Here is a 24,804-nt window from a genome sequence, read left to right on the forward strand (position 1 = left end):
CTAGTTGATACAAGAGATTCAAAAGAAATCACAAAACTTATAGAGGAATATATTTATTTCTACAATCACGAACGTGTACAAATAAAAAATGGCATGAGTCCAGTTGAATACCGAACACATGCCGCTTGAAGTGCCTTTTTTATGAGTGTCTACTTGACAGGGTCATAACTATGTTAATAGGTGCTCTCTGTATGTTTATGTTAATCTATTAAAAATTATTATAACAAGTTTTTAATAATTATATTTCTTCTTTATATTCTATATTTAAACTCTTAGAAGATAAGAACTCTTCAACAAAACTACCTTTTTCAACCACAAAAGTAGTAGATCTACTTCCTTCTATGTTTTTGCCAAAAATCTTATTGCTAATCTTTTCAACTGAACTTGGAATTATTAATTTTCTCAGTTTCACACAGTCAAGTGAATTTTTCCCCATAGATTTTACTGATGATGGTACATTAAGCTCTTTAAGCTTTCCACAAAAGGCAAGCATTCCTTCTGGTATAGCTTTTAGATTTTCTGATAACTTTATTTCTGTCATACACATATTTGATGCAAAGGCAAATTTACCTACTTCCTTAATAGTGTCTGGCATGTACACTTCTAATAGACTTTTTCCCTCAAAAGCTTCACTAGCAATTTTTGTTACTGGCTTATTTTCAATTGTTTCTGGTATGTTGATTATTTGCTCTTTCCCAATGTATTCTTTGATTATAATACCTCTGCCTTTTACTTCATAAACATATTCATCTTTTTCATTTTCTTTTGTCATCTTTCTGTCTCCCCCTAATATAGATATATATATTATATCTATTTTGAAAATAATGTAAAGTTATCTAACTAATCTGATAGATTTATAATTAAATAAGATAAAACAAAAAATAAAATAAGTAATTTAATAAAAAACACATGGGTAAATTAAATAATAAAAATCCCCAAAATGTATGTCCTAAATTACTACTTGGGCTAAATAATACAAAGTATATTAAATTTGGAGCCATAGATCCTAATATTAATCCACTGAAGTTAAAATATTTGCTTCTCAATGGTAGTACAATGGACGGATGGGCAAATTAAAATGGCATATTTATCCTGCTAATATGAGTTTGCTATTCTCCCCACTAAAATCCAGTTAATTCCCATTCTTCTGCATACCCCTTCTCTAAAGCCTCTTCTCTAAGAAAAGCATATAGCTCAGCATTTGTACTTTCCACATATGGATTTACATAAAATATAGTAAGTAATCCTAAAGTTAATATTGATAATAAGTACCAACCTATAAATGATATATCCAGTAAAAGAGCTCCTCCTTTATTACCATACATCATGTTTTTACTTATTTCAAAAGCTCTTTTTCTGCTTATATTAGGATTTTCACTTAATATATAAGGTATCATTCTATATTCGTAATATTTTACTATTCCTGGTATTAAAAATAATAGTGACCACAAATATATAAATAAATCTTTCATAAACATGGTGAATATTGAACTTTTAAGTTTCCCGCTTTTATAAAGGAATAATATACTTTTTACAGGCTTTTCTTTATGCCTAATTCCCATAAAATAATTATTTTTACCTATTATTATAGGGTAGGCTATTAGTAATTTAATAAGCAAACTTAAAATAATGGCTACTACAAATATGTTTATAAAGAGTAGGACTAAACCATCTGCAAATATATTTTGAAAAATATTTTTAGCTCCTCCTTTTAAATCTAGATATGTATCTTCGTATTCTTCTGTGTAGTTTTCGTTGTAGGCACTATTGTAATCCTCTTTAACTTCGTTAATACCATTGGCTACCTGTCCCATACCCCCTGCTAAAACAAATGCTATAAAACTTACTAGTACTGCTTTCCAATAATACCTTTTAAAATTGATTTTTGCTATTTCTTTTAACTGGCTACTTTTCCACATATTATCTCCCCTCTCTTTGATATGATTATATCTTAAAACACTGTTATATAATCTTACAGTTTCGTATAGTTTACTTGTATGGTGTAATCATTCAATATTTTGTGTTTCTATTATTTTCTTTTGTAACTTTCATTTGCACTTTTAACTATATACTTAATAATATTAATTTTAAAATCACAATTTTAAAACATTAGGTTTAATTGCACATTTTGGTTACCAAGTGTTATAACTTTGAGCAAATTTAAATAACAAAATAAGTGTAAACATTTAAGTAGTATTTTACTTAACATTTACACTTATTTTTTTAACACTTTAATCAAGTTTAAACTTAAATACAAAGTTAAATTTAACAATGTACTAATATTCAGTCTGTTTTTTAGTTCTATTTTTTAATAATTTAAAACATATAATTATTGTTATTACTTCTGCAAAAACTATACTTCCCCATATTCCATTTATTCCAAATATATATGGAAGTATAAAAATCCCTACTGCTATAAACAATAGGCCTCTACTAACTGCCACTATTATAGAAGACATAGGGTCATCTATTGCAGTAAAGTATGATGATATTAATATATTAACACCATTAAATAAAAATGCTATTCCGTAAATTTTTGCACCTGTTGTAGCCATTTCTAGTACTGATTTCCCATCCTTTAAGAAAACATTTATAAGCGGCTGTGAGAACATCTCCATAACTATAAATATTATTATCCCAATTAATAAATTAACTATAATTGATGCTTTTAATGTTTTATTTACTCTTTCTTCATTTTCTGCACCATAATTGTAGCTTATTATTGGTCCTACTCCATCTGCTATTCCAAATAACACCATATACCCTACTTGAGCTATATAGTTTATTATAGAAAATGCAGCAATTCCACTTTCTCCTGCTATTTTCATCAATGCTGTATTAAATAAAAACATTGAAAGTCCATTTGAAAGTGATGAAATCCCTTCTGAAGATCCATTGTATACCATTGGAAATAAGCAACTCCCATCAAATTTTCCTTTATATAGGTTAACAACAGTACTTTTGTTTAAAAAAGGTATTATGTTAATAAAAAAGGCTGATGCGTAAGAGATTCCAGTAGCTACAGCTGCTCCTTTTATTCCTAGACTAAGCTTATTTATTAATAAATAATCTAAAACCACGTTTAATAATACTGCTAAAATCATACTTACCAGTGAAATATTAGACTTACCAATTGTTCTAACTATCATTTCAAATAAAAACATTAGGGAAACAAAAACTATAAAGTAAGATATAATTTTAATATAAGTTGAAGCGCCTTCCAAAAGCACTTCATTAGCACCTAAGAATATAGCTATTTTATCACTAAAGAATATCCCAAACACCATTACTAATGTAGAAATTAAAGTAAGTAAGATTAATGAAGTTCTAAAAATATTTTGTGCTTTTTCATTTTCTCCCTTCCCTAAATTTATTCCAATTATACTTTGCGCACCTACGCCTATTACAAGGGCATAAGCCATTACTATTTGCATATAAGTCTGAACTATGTTTACTGCCGCTAAGGCATTTTCTCCTATAACATTACCTACAAATAGTCCATCTATTATTCCTTGTATTCCTAAAAATACCATACCTATAATACTTGGAATAGTAAATTTAATAAATAATTTTGAAAGTTTTTCTGTTTTTAATATTTTCTGATCCATACTTATCACCTCTTGATAAGTATAAAGTTTTGTGTAACACAAATGTCAACATATTTATTTTATTCATAATCATATTTCTAAAGGAACAGTAATCTCCATAAAGTTTATAGTTCCTTTTTCATTGTAAACACTCCATATCCAGCTTATACCTATATCTATATTTAATTCTTTATCATTATCATAGTAGTGGTTTAAAATAGAAGTAATATACTTTTCTAATTCATCAAAAGTTCCTACAAACTTTGTTTTTATTGCTTTTTCACTATAGGTTTTTTTAAATATTTTTTTATTCTCAGGTATTATTAAATTATATGCATCTTTTTCGTATATTCCCATATTCATTTCATCATAGATTAATGAATTACAATCTTTTGCCTTATATGATGTTATCCATTGTTCTAAATACATTGGCTTTAATGAGCTATCTTTTTGTTTAACTTTTCTATTTATAATAGCATCAATAGGGATATATATTATAGTATTTTCTTCTTTTACTATATTTAATTGCTCAAAGTTATAGTTATTTTTAAAATCCATCATTTCATTTAATATTTTTTTCTTTTCTTTAGCTTGTTCTTTTATTTTTAACAAATGATCAATTTTCTCATCTATTGTTTTTTCTTGTAATTCTATAAGCTCTATGTAATTATCTATACTTTCATTTCCAATAACATCTTTAATATTTGAAAGTGGTAATTCTAAATATTTTGCATCTAATATTAAATCTAATATTTCCATTTCTTTAATTGAATAATATCTATAGCCATTTTCTTCATTTACTATTGGTTTAAGTAAACCTATTCTATCATAATGCCTAAGGGTCTCTGCAGTAGTATTGAATAGTCTACTCGCTTGCCCGACTGTCATCTTCCATTCCATATTATTTACTCCTTTTAATAGCTTATAACCTTACTTCTTATCCCTAATTGCTTGTGTAAGCTTTTTTATATTGTTATTAATACAGATTAATACAATTATTATAACAATTCCAACACCTGAAAAAGAATCTCCACAATCGTGGTTTTCTTTTAACTCTTCTACCGCACTACTTATATTCTCCATAGAAGTTGATATATCTTGTAATTGTTCCTCTACGCCATTCACATTACTCACCCCTAACTTATTATGAATTTAGTTTTTAGATTAAATTTAATTAAAATAATAATTAAACATTATTATGATTGGTGCTCGTATTCGTTTTATGATTACTACGATTTAAAAAAATGCAATTTCCATTACTCCCTCCTTAAAATAAAATCATGTTGATTCACTCGATATGACTATTTTATTTTTTTAGTTATTATCGAAATTATCACTTCAATAAACCTTTTTACTATCATCTATGAGATAAATTTTTTGCTCCTTTGAAAGATTTTCTGTATAGTAAGAATTTAAATACTCGACTAACTTTTCAGTATAATAATCTATATATTCAACTATATATTATTTGATTTCATATCATTAATCAATAAATTTGAATAACCTTATGAAATTGTAAGTTATATTTATCCTTTTATAATTTTTTTATAAAGGGTGTATAAAAGCTTCTTTAAAGAGAATATCTGTGTTTACCTTTGGAAAAACTAACGTTGAATTTAATAAAAAGGAGAATTAAATATGAAAAAATTTTTAAAGGTTCATTATTATCATTATTTTTACTAACGCTTATTTTCATCCCATTTAAATCACAAGCTTTGGAAACTATCTCTTCTAATGATGTATCTTACAATAAAGCTACCTGCGATTTAAGAATGTTACAAAGAAAACTTTGGATAGATCATGTATCTTGGACTAGAAATACCATTATTAGTGATTTATCTTCACTAGAAGATACAGGTCCTGTATTAGAAAGACTTCTTAAAAATCAAGATGATACTGGAAATTCAATTAAGCCTTATTATGGAGAAGAGGCAGGAAATAAACTTGCTTCATTATTAAGAGAGCATATAGAACTTGCAGTTAAGGTTACTGATTCTGCTAAAAGTGGAAACAAAACTGATTTAGAAAAATACAATAAACTTTGGTATGAAAATGCTGATAAAATAGCTGAATTTTTAAGTTCTGCTAATCCTAACTATTCACAAAAAGTTCTAAAAGACATGTTACACAAACATTTACAATATGTTACAGACCAAGTTGTTGCTAGGTTAAATAAAGATTGGAATGCAGATATTAAAGCATATAATAAGGGCGAAGATCATATGATTGAATTTGCAGATATTATTACCCAAGGTATAATAAAGCAATTTCCTCAAAAATTTAAATAGTTATAAAAAGAACTGTATCACTTATATATGATATGGCTCTTTTTTATTTTATTAATCAAATTAAAATATTTAATTTTTTCTATCCACTTACATTTGAATAAACTTTAATGCAACAGTATAAACTATTCTTAAATTATTAATTTAGAAAGGACACCAAAATGAAGAAAAAATGCATACTCGTAGGTTTATTATTAATTTCGCTTTTCATGACAAATAATTATACAAGCTTTGCTGCTCAATCTGAACTATCAGTACCTCCAATGTATAAAAATTTAAAAGGAAAAGATGAACTAATTGGATTTCTTAGTGAAATAGAAACATTGAGAGAAAATATAAATACTATAACTATAACCCCAGCAACAGTAAAAGAAAGTTCTAGTAAAATAAAAAGGGAAATAAATTTTTATATATCTGAAATGGCATCAATAGAAAATTCAATAAAAATGTTTGATAAAAAATATAATAACTCTCCGCCAGATTTATTATTTTCTCAACAAATTAGTTTTATATTAGATTCCTATAAGATGAGTTTAAATCAACAGTTAGTACTAATTGATGGAATTATGAACAACGAAGTTGAGGCAACTCACCTTTTTCATTCTGATTATTTAACATATATATACTACTATTTGAATTTAGGTGATCAGATGATTTCATATATTGAGACATTTTATAATTTATAATGTTTTCTCAATTACATTACTTATTATAAATAAAAAGGTAGATATGGACTTTTATTTTCCACACCTACCTTTTTATATGTAATGATATTGACTTACTTTATACCTTCTCTTATTTAATAATAAATTAGTCCATGTCTTCCTTTGCCTTTCATAAACGCAAAGGAAAACTTCCTAGGATAAAATCTTCTATCAAAATACCGTACTAATTTTTTATCTCTACCTACAACTTTTACTTTATTTTTAAAATTTGAATTAGTCCAATATAAATATATTCCCTTCTTTTGATTATATTTTAATATTTTTGAGCAAGTTGCGTATGATGACAAAATGGATATAAAAATAATTGATAATACACAAATAGATACTATTATTGATTTCTTAAATTTCATAAAAACCTCCTTATAAACCCTACCTATAATATATACGACAAATTAAGCAAGAAAGTTTGCCATATTTTTAAAATTTATTTCATTTTTTATTTAATAAGCTACAAACATATACTATTTCATCAATTTACCTAACAAAAACAATGCTTTTAGAAAAGATACAAGGCATATATAAACTCCTATTATAATTCCACTTACTATTTCAGAATTTGATAGTTGTAGTAATGTAATATTCTTAAATGGGCATCCATAACCTATTGCAATGAAAAAAGAATCTTGCCTATAATTATTATAAACAGTACTAATAAAATACTTAAATTTCTATTACTTAAATTCATGTTGTTACCTATTTTCTTAAATCGTACATGATTATATATTGACACTTTATTTATTTATAATCAATAAATAAAAATTGTAAATCAATATATTTTTATTTATAAACATATAATAATAACTTTCTTATGCATAAAAAAGAGCTTCGCACTATTTTTATATACGCGAGCTCTTTAATATCATATTGATACTATATATTTTTTGTAAAAAGCAATATCACTTACTTATAATACATCCTTTCCATTCACCAATATTTGTTCATCAAAATAATTACATTTTTTTATAAGTTTCTAATAATCTAATATAATGATTCGCTTCTCTTAGTACATGATCTCCAAGTAGAGGTAATATTATAGATCTTATTATACATTTAGAAATGCCCTCTGTACCTGCTTGTTTAAAATCCTTAAGTTGAACAGTTTGATTTAATGTTTGGTCTGTAACACTATTTATGGTCATATCAGTCATAGCCTGAGCTTCTTTCATTAAATCATTAAATACATCTGCAAATTCATCTGCAGCATCAATTAAATCCTCTTCAGTAGGATCAAGTAATCCCCTTATAAATTGTGAATGTTCCATCATAATTTGATCCCAAAATAACTCAGTCTCTCTAACATCCTTAGAGTCAATATCCACCCTATTTTCAAGATCATTTACTAATGATAAATATAACTGGGCTTCACGAGTTATATGTTCAATAAGTAATGGATAATTAACTGTAAATAAATTACATGATAAGACACCATTTAATATCCTTTTCTTAAAATTAATAAGTCCATTAAGTAGCCTTTTTGCATTCATATTTAAGTTGATTTACATAGTTTACTAAATTAGAGCTAACTTGAGGATTATTTCCACTACGTAACCTTGATTCCATAGTAGTTATATTTTTATCTATCTGTATACCTGTCAATGCTTGAGTTTTTTCTTCTGCTCCCAATGTATAATCAGTTATAATTTCTCCAGAGTTTAAAACATTTGATCTTATTATGCCATTGCTGGCACTTACTGCAAATGATAATAATTTTTCAAATTGATTTTTATAATGTTCTGCCTCTTTAGCTAGCTCCGAGTCTTTAGCTGTAAATCCAGCTTCTAAAAAAAGGCTGTGTTCCTTCATTATCCTTCCAAAGAATAAATGTAGTTCAAGTGATAAAATAGCATAGCTTTGATCGTTTATCATATTAACCTCCAAAAATAAGTTTTCTACATTTTATGTATTGGAATATTAATATATGATAAAAGTAGTATCTTTAGGTTTCTAAACGAATATTATTATAAATATATGAATAGTATTTTTGTATTAAAAATTTCTATTTGTTGCTAAATTGCTTATTTTAATTTGGAGGACAAAATATGAAAAAGATAATTTCTAATATTTATCATAAAACCATATTTCATAAACCAAACAGAAATAACTTAAAAATTAAGGCAATTAAATCAAGACAATTACCTTATAATATTGAAGTTATTGCTGAAAATTTAAATATTCCTTGGGCTATGGATATAAGTGATAGTGGCAACATCTATTTTACTGAGAGGACTGGATCAATTAGAGTTATTGAGAAGGGCACACTAAATCCAGAGCCACTCATCACATTTACAGCTCCATTTATAAGTCAAGGAGAGGGTGGCCTAATGGGGATTGCTTTAGATCCTGATTTTTTACAAAATCATTATTTTTATGTTATGCATTCATACACAGAAAACAATAAACTCTACAACCGTGTTGTTAGATTAATTGAAAACAATAACAAGGCATACATTGATAAAATCCATCTAGATAAAATTCCCGGAGGACAAATTCATAATGGAGGCAGGATAAAAGTAGGCCCAGATAAGAAGTTATATATAACAACAGGAGATGCAGGCAACTCTTCATTAGCTCAAGATCTTTCAAGTACTGCTGGAAAAATACTTCGAATAGAGCTGGATGGCAGTATACCTAAAGATAATCCATTTGTTAATTCACCTATTTATAGCTTTGGCCACAGGAACCCACAAGGCTTAGCATGGAATTCAAAAAATATACTATATTCATCAGAACATGGGCAATCAGCACATGATGAAATAAACCTCATACATCCAGGAGCAAATTATGGATGGCCTCTTGTTCAAGGGGATGAAGATTCTACAGAAGTTATGGTACAAAAGCCATTAATACACAGTGGTGAAGATACATGGGCCCCATCTGGTATTACCTTTGTAAACCAAGGCCCTTGGCAAGATAAATTATTAGTTGCTGCACTTCGTGGACAACAACTCCTTTCTATATTCTTAAATGAAGATGGAAGTGTAGTAGAAAGTGTAGAATCATGGTTTAAGAATGAGTATGGACGTTTACGTGAAGTAGTTCAAGGAAAAGATGGGTCAATTTATATTACAACAAGTAATAGAGATGGACGAGGAAATCCTGATATGAGTGATGATAGAATTATCCGTCTCGTTCAAAAATAAATATATATTAAAGTATAGTAAAAACCGTATTACGAATTCGTAATACGGTTTTTATATGTTTAGTATTTAAGTCAGTTTTCTGTTTTAATAATTGTTTATAAAAATTTTATAATATATTTATATAATACTTTGTTTAATATGGAAAAAATGGATAATATGGATATGGCAATAATGATAGTGCTAGTAAAGTAGCAAATGGAAAAACTCTACGTCTAAAACGTCTAAATCTTCTAGGTCTACCAAATTGTCGTTGTTGACTACATGGATTTTCAAGTTCTTCCTCCATTACATCCTCACCAACTAAAACAGTAACACCATTTGAATCCACACTTTCAATAATTCCATCAAATACACTTCCATCTCTCATTGTAAATAGAGCGTGATAATTCATTAACCTTCTACATTCATCATGTAAATTCTGTCCATTTCTATCCTTATTATTTTTTTCTGAATACACTTCTAACCAACCCCTTTCTACTACTATAGTATTGGATATTAGAAAGAGTGTTCTCATTATAAGATATAAATCGTTATAAAAAGTTCTACAAATAATTTATATTTCTTTTTTAACAAAAAAATCCTGGATAATTCGATATCCAGGATTTTTAATAACGTATAAGTGCTTAGCGTAATCTATGAATAGAGAAAATTTTAGTACTTCTAGATTGTAGACATGCTTTCAAATTTATATACATATTCTTATTACTACTTAATATTTAAAATCCAGTTTTCAGCATCTTCAATGTTATTAAAAACTCTAAAATTATTTGATCTGTTTAATTCATATATTAACTCTCCAAACCTTCCATCTATTTTCTTATTGTCTTCAATTATGGCTGAAACTTTTATATTATAATTAATAAATTTTTGTAAAGCTATACCTGCTAGTCCTAGCTTAAGATTAAAAAATTCTTCAGTAAATGTTTCTTCTTTAAACAGCAATAACCTAATATCATTTGAAATACATATGCCAATAATATCTAATATATCAGACTCACAGGTAACTGGCTGTTTTACTTCTATATATTTTGTGTTTGTTTTATCTATAATTTTATAATTCATTTTATCACCTAATTCCTATTTACATCTTATTATTATCATCTGTAAGGGTAGATATAAAATCTAACATTTCTTTAGTGAAGTCCATATCTCCCCATAGCATTATCTTTAAATTTTCACATTTTTGATAATGTTTTAAATTAATAGTTGAGTTGCTCATTTTTGAATCTTTGCTGTTCATTACTGCTAAAAGCATGTTTGATATTCTTCTATATTCATCCAAATCTACTTCGTTAACGTCTACAACAGTAGATATACTTATCTTATTAGTTTTCTTGCTTGTATGGGCATTACTTGTAGAAAATTCGATTTTTTCATTTTGTACTTCATTATTGCTCCTAACATTCACATTATTGTCTTCTATAAAAAAACTTAAATCATGTCCTGATATTCTCCATTGCTTTCCAACTTTGTTTGCTCTAAGTTTACCTTCCGTTATAAATTTTCTTATAGTTTTATGGTGCATTCCTAATATTTCTGCTATTTGGTCAACTGTATAAAATTTTTCTTCCATTAAAATCAATCCTATCTCCTTCATTTTATAAACTCATTATATTTAACTATACACTCTTTGTCAATGTATTTCATTGTACTTTATTGCTATTTATTAAACTTTATTTCTATTTTCTGCATAATCTTACTCAATTATTCAACTGATTTTTTAAAATAAAAAAGTATGTACTAACTTTTACATCAATACATACCTTAATCATTGCAAATTACATACATCATTACTTTTATATGACTTCATACATTATATCCTATATATTTCTAATATTTGAATTCTAGAAATATATCCTCAATAAATCTCTCGAAATTTTCCCTTTGTATATGGTTGTTTCCATAATATTTTTCTCTTAGTGCTAAAACTCTGTTGACTTCCATAGCATTTAAGCTTTTCATTAGTTCATAATTTTTCTCATTATAAAGACGTTGCAATGTCTTTCCTATATAGTAAAGTGATTCATAATGTTTGGTATTTGAAAAACCTGGTATCTTCCAATCTTCATTTTGTTTGCCAAAAAATATTGATTTTGCAAGCCAACCTTTTATTGCCGTAGCATCTAATGTAGTACTTGAAAGAACATAATTTATATATTCACTAAATTCCGTAAATTCCCCTTCTTTTGTTTTTATACCTACAATAGGATACCATAATCCTTTTATCTTGTTGTTGTTTGTTCCTGAAGATCTGTAAAAAGCTAAGGTAACTCTTTCTACGCCATAGTAAAACTCCATATCTACATCTATTAATCCAATCAATCTAAATGGCTTTTTAGAGTACTTATTTACTCTAAATGTATCTTCATATATCTTTACTATTCTAACAACATTTTTTATAATAAAGCGCCTCCTTAATATAAATTATTATTAATAAACCATATAACTTTAAAATTAAAAGCTATATGGTTTATTGTTTTATCTAACTATTTGAATTTTTAATTATTAAAAGATGTCTCATTATTTCATCTGTATTTTCATATGGTTTTTCCATTCCCATTAATCTCTTTAAAAAAATTAATTCGTCATTTTTTAAATCCAACTCTTCATACCATGGCCTATCTTCTAATTCTAAATTTTCATCATCGTAAGATGAGTAATATAGATGTATTAGAAAGTCTGCCATATACCAATAATCTATTTCCTTTTTATATTTCTCCTCATCTATATATCTAGCTAATCCAAAATCAATTAATATTAAATCTTTTTTTTCATTCATTATTACATTAGAAATTCTAATGTCTCTATGAACAATGTTTTTTTCTTGCAAGGTAATTATGATTTTCAAAATTTTTTGTGCAATATCATATATTTCATTTCTATTAAATTCATATTCGTCAAAGGATAATAATTCATAAAAGTCTTTTCCTTGTATAAATTGAATTACATAGAATTTTGTATCTTCATAATCAAATTTTTCTATGAATTTAGGAAATTTTTTATCATCTAAAGATTTCATTATTTCTTCTTCATAAAATAATTTATCTTTACTTTTTTCCATCATTTCTTTTTTTAATTGTTTTATTACATATTTCTCATTTGTATTTTTTTCACACAGATATGTTATACCATATCTACCTTCACCTATTATTTTTATAATAGTGTAATTTTTTATATTTTCACCAGGTGTATAATATTTGTCTATACTATCTCCTCCCAGTGGAATATTTTTTTAGATTACTCACTATATGGTCTGCTATATGATGAACTTGCACTTGAAGCACTTTGTGATGCGCTGGATCCACTTTCTGATACACTAGATCCACTAACAGAGGCACTTGTTCTTCCTTTTCCTTTTTTCTTGTAATATTCATGGCCTCTTTCTGATTGATTTTTTAAAGAATCCATTATATCACCCCTCAATCATATATTAACAACTAGAATATTCTAGTCATTAATATAACTTATGACATATTAATGTATTTTGCTACATTTATTTTTCATATAACCTTATTTTATTATCAAGCTAATCTTTAGAATAAAATTTTGTTTCGCCTAAACCACGTATCGGCGAATTACTTTTCTACCCCTTTAAGCTATAATATCCTAGTAAGTAAAAAAGGTATGTATAGACTTTTAAGTCCATACATACCTTAAGCTTCAAAATAAAAACTTTATCCTTTTTTTATAACTAATTCTAATATATTGCCTATACTTATTCCAACTAAAGTTCCAATAACAGCCCATATGGGGTTATTAGTTACAATGCCTACTACAATCCCAATTATTGATCCAACTGTCATTAAATAAATTCGTATATTGTCACTTCTTTCAACTAATTTTCCATTTTTATTATAATTAGGTTTTATATAAATGTCTTTTAATACTACTTTTCTCTTCTTATAATCTTTACACACTACTATATTATCATTAATTACTAGATCATCTATTGTTACATGAAATATATCCCTCAACATTACAAGGTCCTCCATATCTGGATATTCTTTTCCTAATTCCCATTTTGATATAGCTTGACAAGGTAAATTTAATTTTTTAGCAAGTTGTTCTTGTGATAGATTATTATCTGCCCTTAGTTTTTTTAAGTTATTTCCAAAATTCAGCTTAATCACCTCACATAAATTATATTTATATATTAACCATTATTATGTATTTATTTTTTCTCAACTAATAGCTACAGTGTAATATAATATTAAAAAGCCTTTCCTTTATTTAGTTTACGGCTATAATGCCTTACTCTAAAGAGTTCACCTTTATTTTTACCTTCATTCTTATTTTAAATATAAAAACAAACCAAATAATAAATAATATATTATTCATTATTATTGTTAAAGTAGTATAATCCTATCTGCATCATTTACAGTAATAATAGATCCATCTTCCCATATTCTCACTTCAACATTGAAGCACTGTCATATTCTTAGCATTTTATTTATAATTTAAGTATATTTCCACTTTTCATAAATTCATATTGATTTACTCCAAGTGGTGTATATTTAAATATCATATAATAAAAGGCCATATCTTTATGGATATGACCTTTTAGTTGGCAAGTTTATGAGCTCACCAACTTATTATGGTAATGTTTTTTATATTTTACTTTTTCTTAGACTTAATTTTACTTATTTTTCGTCCTACTAAACTAACTATGCTTCCTAAAACCATTGCAGATATAATTAATAAAAGGAAATAAAAAACAAAGTTATTGCTACCAGGTTTAGACTCTGCTGCATTTACTATTACAGTATTTGTTCCTATTATCATTAGAAAACTAATAACTAAGGTGATGATTAAACTTTTGCAATATTTCATTTTTTTCGCCTCACTTTTTATGAATATATCTTTGAGAAATATACTCTTTATATATTATATTGTCAGGCATAGAAAAAATTTCATTTATTTATAAATATATAAAATGATCTTTATGCATTGTCATAGTCAATGAAAAAGTAATTTCTGTTTTTGCTACAAAATCACTTTTAGCAACTCCATTTTATTTTTGCTGGATTAGGCTCATCTGTTATAGCTACTTTGCGCAGGGCATCTTCCATGTTTTTGCACTCTCTTGCTGCAATTTCATCATAAACATCAAGGATTTCATTAACTCCAACAGTTGAATACGCTATTGATGCACTACCGTAAAATACAAGCCCTAAAGAACTTGTTACAGTGTTAATTGTTGCTGTTGTTGCTCCAATTGCCCTAGCTGCAGCTTGTGCTGCTGGATTTCCTTCTGCTTCTCTTGCTGCTATTTGAACTTCCTTAATAAATTTCTTTGCTTCTGTTAATTTTATGTTTCCTTCCAGATATTCATTAATTGCATCTAGTGCATTTTTTAAACGAGAATCTTTTGGATAATCTTTTTCATAAATAGGTAGAATGTACTCCCTTGCATATTCATTGCACCATTTTACAATTGTGTTTTTGCTTTGTGTTTTTATTAATCTCATAATAGATAGAATATATGGTGAGTCTGCTTTTCCAATCATTTTTCGTACTTTAGCCATGATAACTCCTTTTTTAATATATTTTTTAAATTATTATACATCAATTGTATCATATTTAAAATCTGAAACTATTTTGCCTGAAATATAAGGAGCAAGATTATTAAAGCTTTTATTATTTTTCAACTTTTTTGTTTAAACAACTTAATATTGATAAATTTGAACCTAAAGTTATTATGTCCAAGATGATAATTTTTCCAGCTATACTATAAAATTTAACTAAATAAGAAACCCCTCCAACTATCATTAAAACTATACCTATATAGCTACCTCTAATTGCTTCATAGTAAATTGAATAAATTTGATTCTATTAATCGTTTCTTCATAGGTTCTATTAAATAAAACTGGATTTAGCCATATATTATATAATTTTTTTATTAAAAACCGTATCATTTGCTTGTGATGTAGTTCTCCGTAACAATAGCAAGTGAGATTTTTACAGTTTATTCTTCTGCATATATTCTACATAAATATGGTGTAATTCTCTATTTAGAAATTCCGTATTTCAACGTTTTATCATCCATATAGGCTATTGTTATATAGTTTCAATCTCAACTTTTATTGCTGTAGCATCTTCTAGTTGAATCCAGTTTAAATTCGTTTTGAATTGTGTAGTAACCTTATCTAAATTACATATATTTTCTATAACATAAGCTCCTTTATTTTCAACATATTTATCTATTGCTACGTGAGACTTGCCATGTTGTATTCCACTTAAGTCAATGCCTATTAATTTTATATTACACTCTAATAATTTATCTATAAGCTCATTAGTTAAATACGGACTTGCTTCAGAATTAAAATATTCTTTACTTCCATATCCGTAATTTTCTAAATATCCGGTTCTAAATATTACAAAAGAATTTTTTTCAATTGATATATTGTCTAATATATCAATATCTATAATACCTAGATTTCTAACATCTATTACAGTAACATCTATTTCTGCTGGTAGCTCTATATTTGATAGATTGTAACAATCTATATGAGTTCCTATATGTTGTCTTTGATGTGCTGGTTGTGAGTCTCCCCATTTTAATATTTCCTTTGGAATGTTAAATTCCGTTAAATGTAAATTCATATTATATATCTCCTTCTGATTCTATTATTTCATCTAAATAGTTATTAAATTTTATTAAGAAGCTAGCTACAATTTCTTGGTCTTGTTTAGTTATGTTTTTAAAAAACTTATTATTTCTTTCTTCCCACTGCTTATGTTTTATTTCATGATATTTGTATAATCCTTCCCCGAATTCTGTTAACTTAAAATATATTTCTTTATCATTCTCAGGCTTTTTATATTTATCGATAAGGTTATTGTTCAAAAGTTTTTTGCACAATTTACTTATTGCACCTCTAGTCATATTCATACTTTGAGATATTTTAGTAACATTAGGATCTTTTATTTTTCCTATAAAATCTAAACAATGTATTTCTGAAACTCCATAATTTTCATATTCACCTTTAAATGCTAATTTTCCTAGAGTTTCTTCCTTTTCATATATATTTTTTAAACTCTTCATAATAATATTAATATCCACTTAAAAAACCTCCTTTAGGGTTCTAACTAAACAATATTTATAGTTTTTTGTTTCCTCAGAAATAATATTATAATATTTTTGTTTCCTTGTCAACATTTTCCAACTCAATTTATTGCCTAAATCTCGTAATTTTATATAACCCCAAAAAAGCTATTGAAATCATTCCATAGCTTTTTTGAGTATTGCATTTTAATTATACAAATTTAGTAAAAACCTCACTTATTTATGATAAAGTTCATTGCTATTTATTCCAAACGCTCTAAAAAATATAGAATATATGTAAAGAGGACTATAAAATTTGTTTTATAGTCCTCCATAAATTTAATTATTATTTTTTATACAATTACATTTTTAATCACAATAGATTTTTATATATTTTCATCGAATTTATACTAAAGACGCTTGAATGTCAATAATAAAATTGAATCTATTAAAATAATCGTCAACTCAAGTAGTTGTTCCACAAGCTAAATGAAAACTTTTACCAGCGCTCTTTTTTGCATCTACAATCATCATCATCATGTTTTTTACATTCACAATAACATTCACACTCATGTTTTTTGCGTCCACAATCATCATCATATTTTTTACACTCACACTCATGTTTTTTGCATCTACAGTCATCATCATCATGTTTTTTGCATTCGCAATGACATTCACACTCATGTTTTTTGCGTCCACAATCATCATCATCATGTTTTTTACATTCACACTCATGCTTTTTGCATCTACAGTCATCATCATCATGTTTTTTGCATTCGCAATGACATTCACAATGACACTCACACTCATGTTTTTTGCGTCCACAATCATCATCATCATGTTTTTTACATTCACATTCATGTTTTTTGCATTTACAATCATCATCATCATATTTTTTGTATTTACAATCACAGTCCATCTCTCTACCTCCTCTATAATCATAATTATCTTCTATACCTCTATAACTTTTAAACATCATTTTATATCACTCCTATATATTATATTGAGAGTCCTTTATTGAGACCCTTAATGTAAGATATACATTTCCGACAAAAAAGTTCATATTTTTTGTATAATTTACATAATTTTTATTTTTCTTTTAGAGATGACATTATCTAAAAATATATTATTCTTTTCCTACCCATTATTTAAAACTGCATATAGTATTTCTTCTTTTGGATAAATAGCACCTTTAAATAAATCTAGCTCCTTAATAATATCTTGGATGCTTGATTTCTCATATCCATTTTCTACGAAAAGCTTATATGAAATTTCAATTATATTATCAACAATATTCTCTGAAACTTTATTTTTACTCATATTACACCTCCAAGACCAACGGTCGGTATGTAAAGTATAAGAATATGTTATGACTAATATTAATATTATTTATTAAAAAACCGCATCACTTACCTGTGATACGGTTTTTCTTATCAACAATATTTTGTATTTTACTTTTCTATTATTGGAATATATATCTCCATAACAGTATCTTTTCTTCCATGACATCTCTCATCATAAAACTCAAAATCCATCTTACTTTCATCAAATATATATTTGGTCTCTTTAAACCATTCTTTAAAAATATATTTCCAAGTTTCCTTTATTATTTTAGCAAATTCCTTTTGCTTTGTATCATTTGATGTATCTACTGGTGGAGTTGTAAATACTGCATATGTTGCTTCAGGTATATCTATTGTCATCATATCATCTGTTACACGTTGAAAGTCATCAACTATAACCCCTAAAAGGTATATAGTTTCTCCATCTCCTTTTTTTGATGGTATACATAATCCTACCTCACCATGCTTTGGTGGTTCTAAGATCTTATACATTTTACTTTCTAAATTTTCTCCATTATAATTACTCCAAAATGAAGCAACATCTTTAGTGTAATTTCCATTGGAAATATTCGTCTTTATACCATATCCTGCAACTTTAAATGCAGGTCTTTTTACAATAATAGGATCCATAATATAACCTCCAATTTTATATATTGATTCTTTAGAAAAATAGCCATCCATTCGTTTTATATATTGTGTAGGAGTAAATCCATATTCTTTTTTAAATGCTTTTGAAAATCCATTATGCGTATCAAATCCATACTCAATGGCTATATCTATAATTCTATTTCCCTCAAATAGTTTTGCAGCTGCCAAGGATATTCTTCTTTTTTTCACATATTCCATTAAAGTTATTCCTTGATGAATATTAAATATTCTACAAAAATGAAAAGTTGAATATCCACATTTATTGGCTATTAATTCTGGTGTTAAATCACCTTTTATATTTTCTTCAATAAATTCAATACATTGTGATATCACATTACTATAATTCAATTTGTATACCTACTTTCATCACGTGATACTTAAAGTATATCAACTATATTAAAGTTATATTGTTCCTATATTGCTAAGTTTATTTTTTAATATTTATATAAAAACCGTATCAATTTATGATACGGTTTTCTTTTTCCCTGCTGCTGCAAGATATATTATAAATTCTTCATCTCCGTCTAACTGTAAGATATTATCTACAGCCTCTTGGTCATATATGCCAATAGCACAAACACCCATATCCACAGATTCACCTGCTAAATAAAGATTTTGGCAAACATGACCAATATCTATTAATATTTTTTTATGGGCTGAAATATCAAACTTCCACTCAGATCTATAAGGTGTTGTACTCCATGCAAAGGTAACAGCAGCTTTTTTTGCAAAATTAGGTACAAAAGGTTGATCTAGTGTAATCGCATCTATTTTACTATCAACATCTTCTAATTGAGACATGAATAATAGATTATGTTCTATTGGTAGATATCTATAAATTCCTTTTTGTAAACCATCCACATTCATGATGAATAAATAAGTTTCAAAAGAATGAGTTGCTCCACTACAAGGAACGGTTCTATATGTCATTCCTGATTTATTAGTACCAGTTATACCTTGAGTTGCCCATAAAAGATATGATAATTCTTCAAGACTAACTGATTCGTCACTATAAAACCTAGCACTTCTTCTATCCTTTATACATTCATAAATATTTAGTTTCTTTATAATGTCATCGCTTAAATCTGGCAAGTTTATTATCATTGAATTAGAATCATAAGGCTTAACGCCTTCTGGTTGAGGTAATTTCTTCATTTTATCAGTTTTAATATTTTTGAATTCATTAAAATTGGATTTTAAAAAACTTCTTTCTTTTTCGTATCTTCCCATTTTATTTTCTCCTTAATTTTGTTTCTCACAAATAAATGTACCATAATATGTGAAAAATTTATGTAACTTACGTTACAAATAGCAAATTTTAAGAATACGTTAAAGCAGACTTGCAATACACTAATTACACATAAAAAGACTAGCTTAATACTAGTCTTTTTTATACATATTCTTTTATGTTATACAATTGGAAATAATAAAGATATTTCAAAACCATCTTTATATTGTGGTGAAACTACCATTTTTATATTTAAATTATCAGCCACTTGTTTTGCCAAATAAAGTCCCATTCCTGTTGATTGTTTTCTCTGTTGCCCTGCATCTCCTGTAAATCCTTTATCAAATAAAAAAGGTACATCATAAGATTTAATTCCTATTCCATTGTCTCTAATTGTAAGTATTATGTATTTACTTTCTTCATTAACTGTAGTAAATATTGATATGAAGAAATTCTCATCTTCCATATCTTTGTATTTTATAGCGTTGCTTAAAATCTGTCTCAAAATAAATAATAATCCTTTTTTATCTGAAAATACTTGTATATTTTTCACATTACTATTTATACTAATTTTTTGCTCATCTATTAATATTTTATATTCATCAAGTAGATCTTCACATATTTCATCTAGCAATATATTAGAAAAAAGATAGTCTAAATGATCAGATTTGACTCTTGCATAATATAGCATCCTTTCAATATCCTCTTGCATTTTTGTTCTTGCATATTCTAATCTTTTATATGTTGAAAGTGAAATTTCTTCTTTTCTGTTATCAAGAACAAATGTCATAAGTGATAATGGTGTTTTTATTTCATGTGTCCATTTTTCTATATATTCTTCATATTCTTTTAAGTTTAAATATTGTTGCTTAATCAAATCATCTTTTTCACGTAGCTTTTCACCAATTGCACGAATTGTATTTTTTTCTTCATTAGAAAAAAAGCTAAGACATAGTTCTTCTTGCTTAATTTCTGAATTTCCTATAAAATTTAGTAGCTCTTGTTTCTTTCTTTTGTCCACATTGTAAACTTTAAATCCAACAAAACTATATAATATAATAGAACCAATTATTGTAGTTGGAAAAATATAAATAAAACCTTTAACATCCATAAGCCAAAGAAAAACACCAAACATAATGTTTAAAATACCTATTGTAACAATCCATATTTTATATTTTGATAACATGTTAAATAGTTTTCTAATCATTTTCTTTTCCCTCTACTGATACAAGATTATATCCTTTGCCTCTTACAGTCATAACTTCATACCTCATATTTAAATTCTTAATAGTCTTTTTCAATCTTGTCATATTAACTTGCAATGCATTTTCATCAATATAATCTGTTGTACCCCATAGTTTTTGAAAAAGCATATCCTTTGTAACAATATTCCCTTGATTTGATAAAAGAAGTTCCATTATTTTTCCTTGATTCTCAGTTAATACAATAGATTTCTCATTAACATAAATGGTATAAGTCTGTAAATCTAATTTTACACCATTTATTTCAAGAAAATAGTTCCTATCTTCATATCTACGAAGTAAATTAGAAATTCTGGCTAATAACCTATCTTTATTACATGGTTTTGTAAGATATTCATCTGCTCCTAATCCTAGCGCGTGTAGCTCATCTTTTAGTTGATCTCTACTTGTTAAAATTAATATGGGTATTGTACTTTTCGTCTTAATTTCTTTACAAATCTCAAAACCAGTTACTCCTGGCAAGTTTAAATCTAATAATACAAGGTCCGGAAATTCGTCTAAGATGTTTTCAGCTATATTTATGAAATTAGTAATACAATAAGTATCATATCCATCCTTTTGCAATATGGATACAAGCTCTTCTCTCATAAATAATTCATCTTCAACTATAACAATCTTTTTCATTTGAATCTCCTTTCTATTTTCCATTCCTTAGTATATCATTATATTTATCTTAATTGTCATCTCTTTTTATATCCATTAGTTCATATATGTGTTTATCACTCGTTTTCATTACACAAATCATATAACTAAATTCTATCACACAAAGTATAATAACAGTAGTCACTGCAATTATCATTAATTCACTAATGTTACCTTTCATTGCTGTAGTAGAAATACCTGAGAATAATCCTCTTATGCCAAATACACTTCCAATAGCTGCAACTAATATTGGAAGAGAGAAATACCATTTTATTTGTTTTCTTGATGACTTACGTAATTGATTATAGTTACATCCAATTCTAACCATTGTCTGATACCTTCTACTTGTGTTTTGTTGCTGCATTAAAAATTGTACTCCTATAACAGTATTAGCCATAATTAAAAATATCACTGCCAGATAAATTGTTGTATAAGTAGCTGCTACTGTATAGAATAATTGTCTTCCCATATTTTGTAGATAACTTTCATACTCTAAGTTTGTTTTATCAAGCAATTGATTTACATGTCTAATTGATTGCATTAATCCTTTCTCTTTTACAACATGGTCCTTTAGCGTTGCATTCCAATAAGAAGTACTATCTCCCCTTGTAAGTATGTCAAATTGTTTATCTGGAACTATAAATGCGTAACTAATATGTATGGAACTTTCTGCAACTATATTATCTTGATAAAGCTTATCTACAAGGTCAAATTGTTTATCCTCTATTTCTACGCTTATATTTTTCTTTAGTGCATTATTTATAATTTCTGCTGATTTTCCAAATGAAAACTCTAAACCGTTAAATAAAGCTGCTTGATTATCTTTAAGTCTAATAGGTTCTTTTCCCGCTGCTATCAATATTTTATTATATCCTGATAAAGAAAACAAAAATGGTTCTGTGAAATTTCCTAAGCTATTTAATAAGTTCTCTTTGTCTTTAGACTCTTTCTCCTTTTTAATGGCATCTATTAGTTTTTCTACAGAAAAATCAGCTTCCTCATTTAAATCATCACCTTTATGATATAAATCTCCTACTTTAACATCAAAAACTTCATTAATATAGTCTTTTATTTCAAACTTATTTAACTCTTTTTTTATTTCTTTTTCATCTCCTGTAAAGGTATAATCTAGAACATGTTCATTTTTTGAACTAGAGTTAAAAGTCACTGAAATTCCATAACCAAAACAACAAAGCGCTATTAAAACTAGTAAAGATGAAATTACTAAAGAATTTGATTTATAAAACGCATTTTCTTGTAACTGTCTAAAAGTAAATACTTCTAAACCATTTTTATTTTTTCTATTTTTAAGGATAATTTCAAATAGTACTACCATACCATGGAATATAAGAAAAGTTCCGCCTATGCCCAAAACAACAGTAATTCCCATAGACTCCATAGATTGCCATGCGTATCCATTAATAGATAGTCCATAAGCAATAAATAGTAATGCAATTCCCAGTAATAGTTTTATTGTAGTAAATAATTTATTATGAACCTTGTGTTTTTTCTCTTGAGACTGCAATATTAGTTTATCTATATCTTTTTTTGCTATACTTCCACTTAATATCAACAGAGCAACTAATCTAATAAGAAGAAAACCTAAAACTGTCCATAATACTGCCTCTATAGAAAAGGAAAATCTATGTCCTATAATACCTATACCTACAACCCTAGCTGTAATCATACTAATCATTTCTGAAATAAAAATAGATATGGGAATTCCAATAAGCAAAGATAACATACTGTTGTAAATTTCTTCCATTAAAAGCATTAAAAATAATTTCTTTCGACGCATTCCTAACATTAAATACATTCCTAATTCATGACTTCTTCTTTCTAACTGATATTTTCCAGCAAAGTATACTAAGAAAAATAAAATAAATAATGAAACTGCATATAAAACAGGTGTTAATAATAATAAACGATTTATTGCATCACTTTCCATTTCTTTTAAAAAGATTATTACATCTTGATTTTCCAGTGACAAAATAATATAAAATGCTATTATTGACACAATCAAGGAAACGAAAAACATTCCATTTTCTTTTCTATTTCGTTTGCTATTTTTCTTCACTAAATCAAAGAACATTTGCACTTCCTCCCCCTAACTGCGCCATTACCGAAATAATTCTTTTGTAGAATTCCTGTTGTGATTCTTCTGTAACTTTTCTTCTAAGTTCATGGAAAACTTGTCCATCTTGAATAAATAAAATCCTTGAACAGTAACTTGCTGCATTTACATCATGAGTTACCATTAAAATAGTTGCATTTTGTTCTTCATTTAAACCAGAAAGCTTTTCCATTAATAATTTTGCATTTTTTGAATCCAGTGCTCCTGTTGGCTCATCAGCAAGAACTACTTCAGGATTTAGAATTAATGCTCTAGCAGCTGCCACACGTTGTTTTTGTCCTCCTGACATTTCAGATGGGAACTTCGTCATTACCTCTTCAATTTCTAAATATTTTACAATCTCATCAATTCTTTTTTCATCTTCTTTTCCCATCATATTATGAATTGCAATAGGTAACATAATATTTTCTCTAGCATTTAAATTATCAATTAACTCAAAGTTCTGAAATAAATATCCAATATAATTTCCTCTATAGTCAGCTAATTTATTTCCTTTAAAACTTGCTATATCCTCTCCCTTAAGAAGAATTTTCCCTTCTGTTGGACTAGTACTTGTTGCAATACAATTTAACAGTGTTGTCTTTCCTGACCCACTACTTCCCATAATTCCAACAAACTCTCCATCTATAATTTGAAATGTAATACCATCTATAGCCTTTGTAATATTGTCTTTTTTTCCATAGTATTTTTTTAGAGATTGTACCTCTAATATCTTTTTCGCCATTTTTTACTTTCTCCTTTTTATGAACTGTGATATATTTTTTA

General features: G+C 27.0%; 32 protein-coding genes. 4 read left to right on the top strand and 28 right to left on the bottom strand.

Annotated features, from left to right (window positions below; all coding sequences use genetic code 11):
- Positions 1-129, top strand: a 129-nt coding sequence (locus K0040_RS13075) for an IS3 family transposase (protein ID WP_228109266.1), incomplete at its 5' end; no start/stop codon positions are given.
- A 109-nt stretch (positions 130-238) separates the two neighbouring features.
- Here K0040_RS13075 and K0040_RS13080 read toward each other — a convergent pair.
- From K0040_RS13080 to K0040_RS13105, 6 genes are all read right to left on the bottom strand, one after another.
- The gene (locus K0040_RS13080; RefSeq protein ID WP_228109218.1) at positions 239-772 is read right to left on the bottom strand and encodes a leucine-rich repeat domain-containing protein; all 534 of its coding nucleotides are present in this window, start codon (positions 770-772) and stop codon (positions 239-241) included.
- A gap of 88 nt (positions 773-860) precedes the next feature.
- Entirely contained in the window at positions 861-1,046 is a 186-nt protein-coding gene (locus K0040_RS21500; RefSeq protein WP_265588881.1) for a DUF4184 family protein, read from the bottom strand.
- A gap of 75 nt (positions 1,047-1,121) precedes the next feature.
- Positions 1,122-1,919 (bottom strand): DUF975 family protein, encoded by a 798-nt coding sequence (locus tag K0040_RS13090; protein ID WP_228109219.1) that lies wholly within the window; start codon positions 1,917-1,919, stop codon positions 1,122-1,124.
- A 357-nt stretch (positions 1,920-2,276) separates the two neighbouring features.
- On the bottom strand, positions 2,277-3,608 hold the full coding sequence (locus tag K0040_RS13095) for an MATE family efflux transporter (protein WP_228109220.1): 1,332 nt from the start codon (positions 3,606-3,608) through the stop codon (positions 2,277-2,279).
- 69 nt (positions 3,609-3,677) lie between these two features.
- The gene (locus tag K0040_RS13100) at positions 3,678-4,487 is read right to left on the bottom strand and encodes a MerR family transcriptional regulator (protein ID WP_228109221.1); all 810 of its coding nucleotides are present in this window, start codon (positions 4,485-4,487) and stop codon (positions 3,678-3,680) included.
- Between the two features lie 30 nt (positions 4,488-4,517).
- Positions 4,518-4,712, bottom strand: coding sequence for a hypothetical protein (locus K0040_RS13105; protein WP_228109222.1), 195 nt, complete (start codon positions 4,710-4,712; stop codon positions 4,518-4,520).
- 470 nt (positions 4,713-5,182) lie between these two features.
- On the opposite strand from K0040_RS13105, the gene K0040_RS13110 reads away from it, so the two are divergent.
- Both K0040_RS13110 and K0040_RS13115 read left to right on the top strand, forming a co-directional pair.
- A complete protein-coding gene (locus K0040_RS13110) occupies positions 5,183-5,875 on the top strand; it encodes a glycosyltransferase (RefSeq protein WP_228109223.1) in 693 nt (230 codons plus the stop codon).
- A gap of 158 nt (positions 5,876-6,033) precedes the next feature.
- Positions 6,034-6,558: a hypothetical protein gene (locus K0040_RS13115; RefSeq protein ID WP_228109224.1), complete on the top strand. Its 525-nt coding sequence runs from the start codon at positions 6,034-6,036 to the stop codon at positions 6,556-6,558.
- Positions 6,559-6,671: 113 nt separating this feature from the next.
- On the opposite strand, the gene K0040_RS13120 is transcribed toward K0040_RS13115, so the two are convergent.
- The 3 genes from K0040_RS13120 to K0040_RS21090 form a co-directional block, all read right to left on the bottom strand.
- Complete coding sequence (locus K0040_RS13120) at positions 6,672-6,947, bottom strand: hypothetical protein (protein ID WP_228109225.1); 276 nt, start codon at positions 6,945-6,947, stop codon at positions 6,672-6,674.
- Between the two features lie 600 nt (positions 6,948-7,547).
- Positions 7,548-8,081: a DUF2935 domain-containing protein gene (locus tag K0040_RS21085; RefSeq protein ID WP_331476315.1), complete on the bottom strand. Its 534-nt coding sequence runs from the start codon at positions 8,079-8,081 to the stop codon at positions 7,548-7,550.
- Positions 8,059-8,463 (bottom strand): DUF2935 domain-containing protein, encoded by a 405-nt coding sequence (locus K0040_RS21090; protein ID WP_331476316.1) that lies wholly within the window; start codon positions 8,461-8,463, stop codon positions 8,059-8,061. Before K0040_RS21090 ends, K0040_RS21085 begins: the two co-directional genes overlap by 23 nt.
- A 173-nt stretch (positions 8,464-8,636) precedes the next feature.
- On the opposite strand from K0040_RS21090, the gene K0040_RS13130 reads away from it, so the two are divergent.
- Positions 8,637-9,737, top strand: a complete 1,101-nt coding sequence (locus K0040_RS13130; RefSeq protein ID WP_228109226.1) for a PQQ-dependent sugar dehydrogenase — start codon at positions 8,637-8,639, stop codon at positions 9,735-9,737.
- 133 nt (positions 9,738-9,870) lie between these two features.
- Here the strand turns inward: K0040_RS13130 and K0040_RS13135 are convergent, their stop codons facing one another.
- From K0040_RS13135 to K0040_RS13225, 19 genes are all read right to left on the bottom strand, one after another.
- On the bottom strand, positions 9,871-10,194 hold the full coding sequence (locus tag K0040_RS13135; RefSeq protein ID WP_228109227.1) for a hypothetical protein: 324 nt from the start codon (positions 10,192-10,194) through the stop codon (positions 9,871-9,873).
- A 248-nt stretch (positions 10,195-10,442) separates the two neighbouring features.
- A complete protein-coding gene (locus K0040_RS13140) occupies positions 10,443-10,799 on the bottom strand; it encodes a DUF4180 domain-containing protein (protein WP_228109228.1) in 357 nt (118 codons plus the stop codon).
- 19 nt (positions 10,800-10,818) lie between these two features.
- Complete coding sequence (locus K0040_RS13145; protein ID WP_331476317.1) at positions 10,819-11,334, bottom strand: helix-turn-helix domain-containing protein; 516 nt, start codon at positions 11,332-11,334, stop codon at positions 10,819-10,821.
- Positions 11,335-11,567: 233 nt separating this feature from the next.
- Entirely contained in the window at positions 11,568-12,059 is a 492-nt protein-coding gene (locus K0040_RS13150) for a hypothetical protein (protein WP_228109229.1), read from the bottom strand.
- A gap of 160 nt (positions 12,060-12,219) precedes the next feature.
- Positions 12,220-12,963: a protein kinase domain-containing protein gene (locus tag K0040_RS13155; RefSeq protein WP_316720060.1), complete on the bottom strand. Its 744-nt coding sequence runs from the start codon at positions 12,961-12,963 to the stop codon at positions 12,220-12,222.
- Positions 12,964-12,974: 11 nt separating this feature from the next.
- Positions 12,975-13,145: a hypothetical protein gene (locus K0040_RS13160; protein WP_228109230.1), complete on the bottom strand. Its 171-nt coding sequence runs from the start codon at positions 13,143-13,145 to the stop codon at positions 12,975-12,977.
- A 266-nt stretch (positions 13,146-13,411) separates the two neighbouring features.
- On the bottom strand, positions 13,412-13,867 hold the full coding sequence (locus K0040_RS13165) for a helix-turn-helix transcriptional regulator (protein ID WP_228109231.1): 456 nt from the start codon (positions 13,865-13,867) through the stop codon (positions 13,412-13,414).
- A gap of 484 nt (positions 13,868-14,351) precedes the next feature.
- Positions 14,352-14,567 (bottom strand): hypothetical protein, encoded by a 216-nt coding sequence (locus K0040_RS13170; RefSeq protein ID WP_228109232.1) that lies wholly within the window; start codon positions 14,565-14,567, stop codon positions 14,352-14,354.
- A gap of 167 nt (positions 14,568-14,734) precedes the next feature.
- Positions 14,735-15,262, bottom strand: a complete 528-nt coding sequence (locus K0040_RS13175) for a putative immunity protein (RefSeq protein WP_228109233.1) — start codon at positions 15,260-15,262, stop codon at positions 14,735-14,737.
- 532 nt (positions 15,263-15,794) lie between these two features.
- The gene (locus K0040_RS13180) at positions 15,795-16,340 is read right to left on the bottom strand and encodes a cyclase family protein (protein WP_228109234.1); all 546 of its coding nucleotides are present in this window, start codon (positions 16,338-16,340) and stop codon (positions 15,795-15,797) included.
- Position 16,341: 1 nt separating this feature from the next.
- Positions 16,342-16,800, bottom strand: coding sequence for a MarR family transcriptional regulator (locus tag K0040_RS13185; RefSeq protein WP_228109235.1), 459 nt, complete (start codon positions 16,798-16,800; stop codon positions 16,342-16,344).
- Positions 16,801-17,281: 481 nt separating this feature from the next.
- Positions 17,282-17,761 carry a hypothetical protein gene (locus K0040_RS13190; protein ID WP_228109236.1) on the bottom strand — a complete coding sequence of 160 codons (480 nt, stop codon included), beginning with the start codon at positions 17,759-17,761 and terminating at the stop codon, positions 17,282-17,284.
- A 158-nt stretch (positions 17,762-17,919) separates the two neighbouring features.
- The gene (locus K0040_RS13195; RefSeq protein ID WP_228109237.1) at positions 17,920-18,102 is read right to left on the bottom strand and encodes a TetR/AcrR family transcriptional regulator; all 183 of its coding nucleotides are present in this window, start codon (positions 18,100-18,102) and stop codon (positions 17,920-17,922) included.
- Between the two features lie 131 nt (positions 18,103-18,233).
- Positions 18,234-19,121 (bottom strand): AraC family transcriptional regulator, encoded by an 888-nt coding sequence (locus tag K0040_RS13200; RefSeq protein WP_228109238.1) that lies wholly within the window; start codon positions 19,119-19,121, stop codon positions 18,234-18,236.
- A gap of 114 nt (positions 19,122-19,235) precedes the next feature.
- Positions 19,236-20,003 carry a SagB/ThcOx family dehydrogenase gene (locus K0040_RS13205; RefSeq protein ID WP_228109239.1) on the bottom strand — a complete coding sequence of 256 codons (768 nt, stop codon included), beginning with the start codon at positions 20,001-20,003 and terminating at the stop codon, positions 19,236-19,238.
- A 179-nt stretch (positions 20,004-20,182) separates the two neighbouring features.
- On the bottom strand, positions 20,183-21,208 hold the full coding sequence (locus tag K0040_RS13210) for a sensor histidine kinase (protein WP_228109240.1): 1,026 nt from the start codon (positions 21,206-21,208) through the stop codon (positions 20,183-20,185).
- Positions 21,201-21,887, bottom strand: a complete 687-nt coding sequence (locus tag K0040_RS13215; RefSeq protein WP_228109241.1) for a response regulator transcription factor — start codon at positions 21,885-21,887, stop codon at positions 21,201-21,203. Before K0040_RS13215 ends, K0040_RS13210 begins: the two co-directional genes overlap by 8 nt.
- A 49-nt stretch (positions 21,888-21,936) precedes the next feature.
- A complete protein-coding gene (locus tag K0040_RS13220; RefSeq protein ID WP_228109242.1) occupies positions 21,937-23,997 on the bottom strand; it encodes an FtsX-like permease family protein in 2,061 nt (686 codons plus the stop codon).
- Positions 23,987-24,763, bottom strand: coding sequence for an ABC transporter ATP-binding protein (locus K0040_RS13225; protein WP_228109243.1), 777 nt, complete (start codon positions 24,761-24,763; stop codon positions 23,987-23,989). The genes K0040_RS13220 and K0040_RS13225 overlap by 11 nt, the downstream gene beginning before the upstream one ends.
- Between the last annotated feature and the right edge of the window lie 41 nt (positions 24,764-24,804).

It is taken from the genome of Terrisporobacter petrolearius, from assembly GCF_020748185.1.
GTDB classification, from domain to species: domain Bacteria; phylum Bacillota; class Clostridia; order Peptostreptococcales; family Peptostreptococcaceae; genus Terrisporobacter; species Terrisporobacter petrolearius.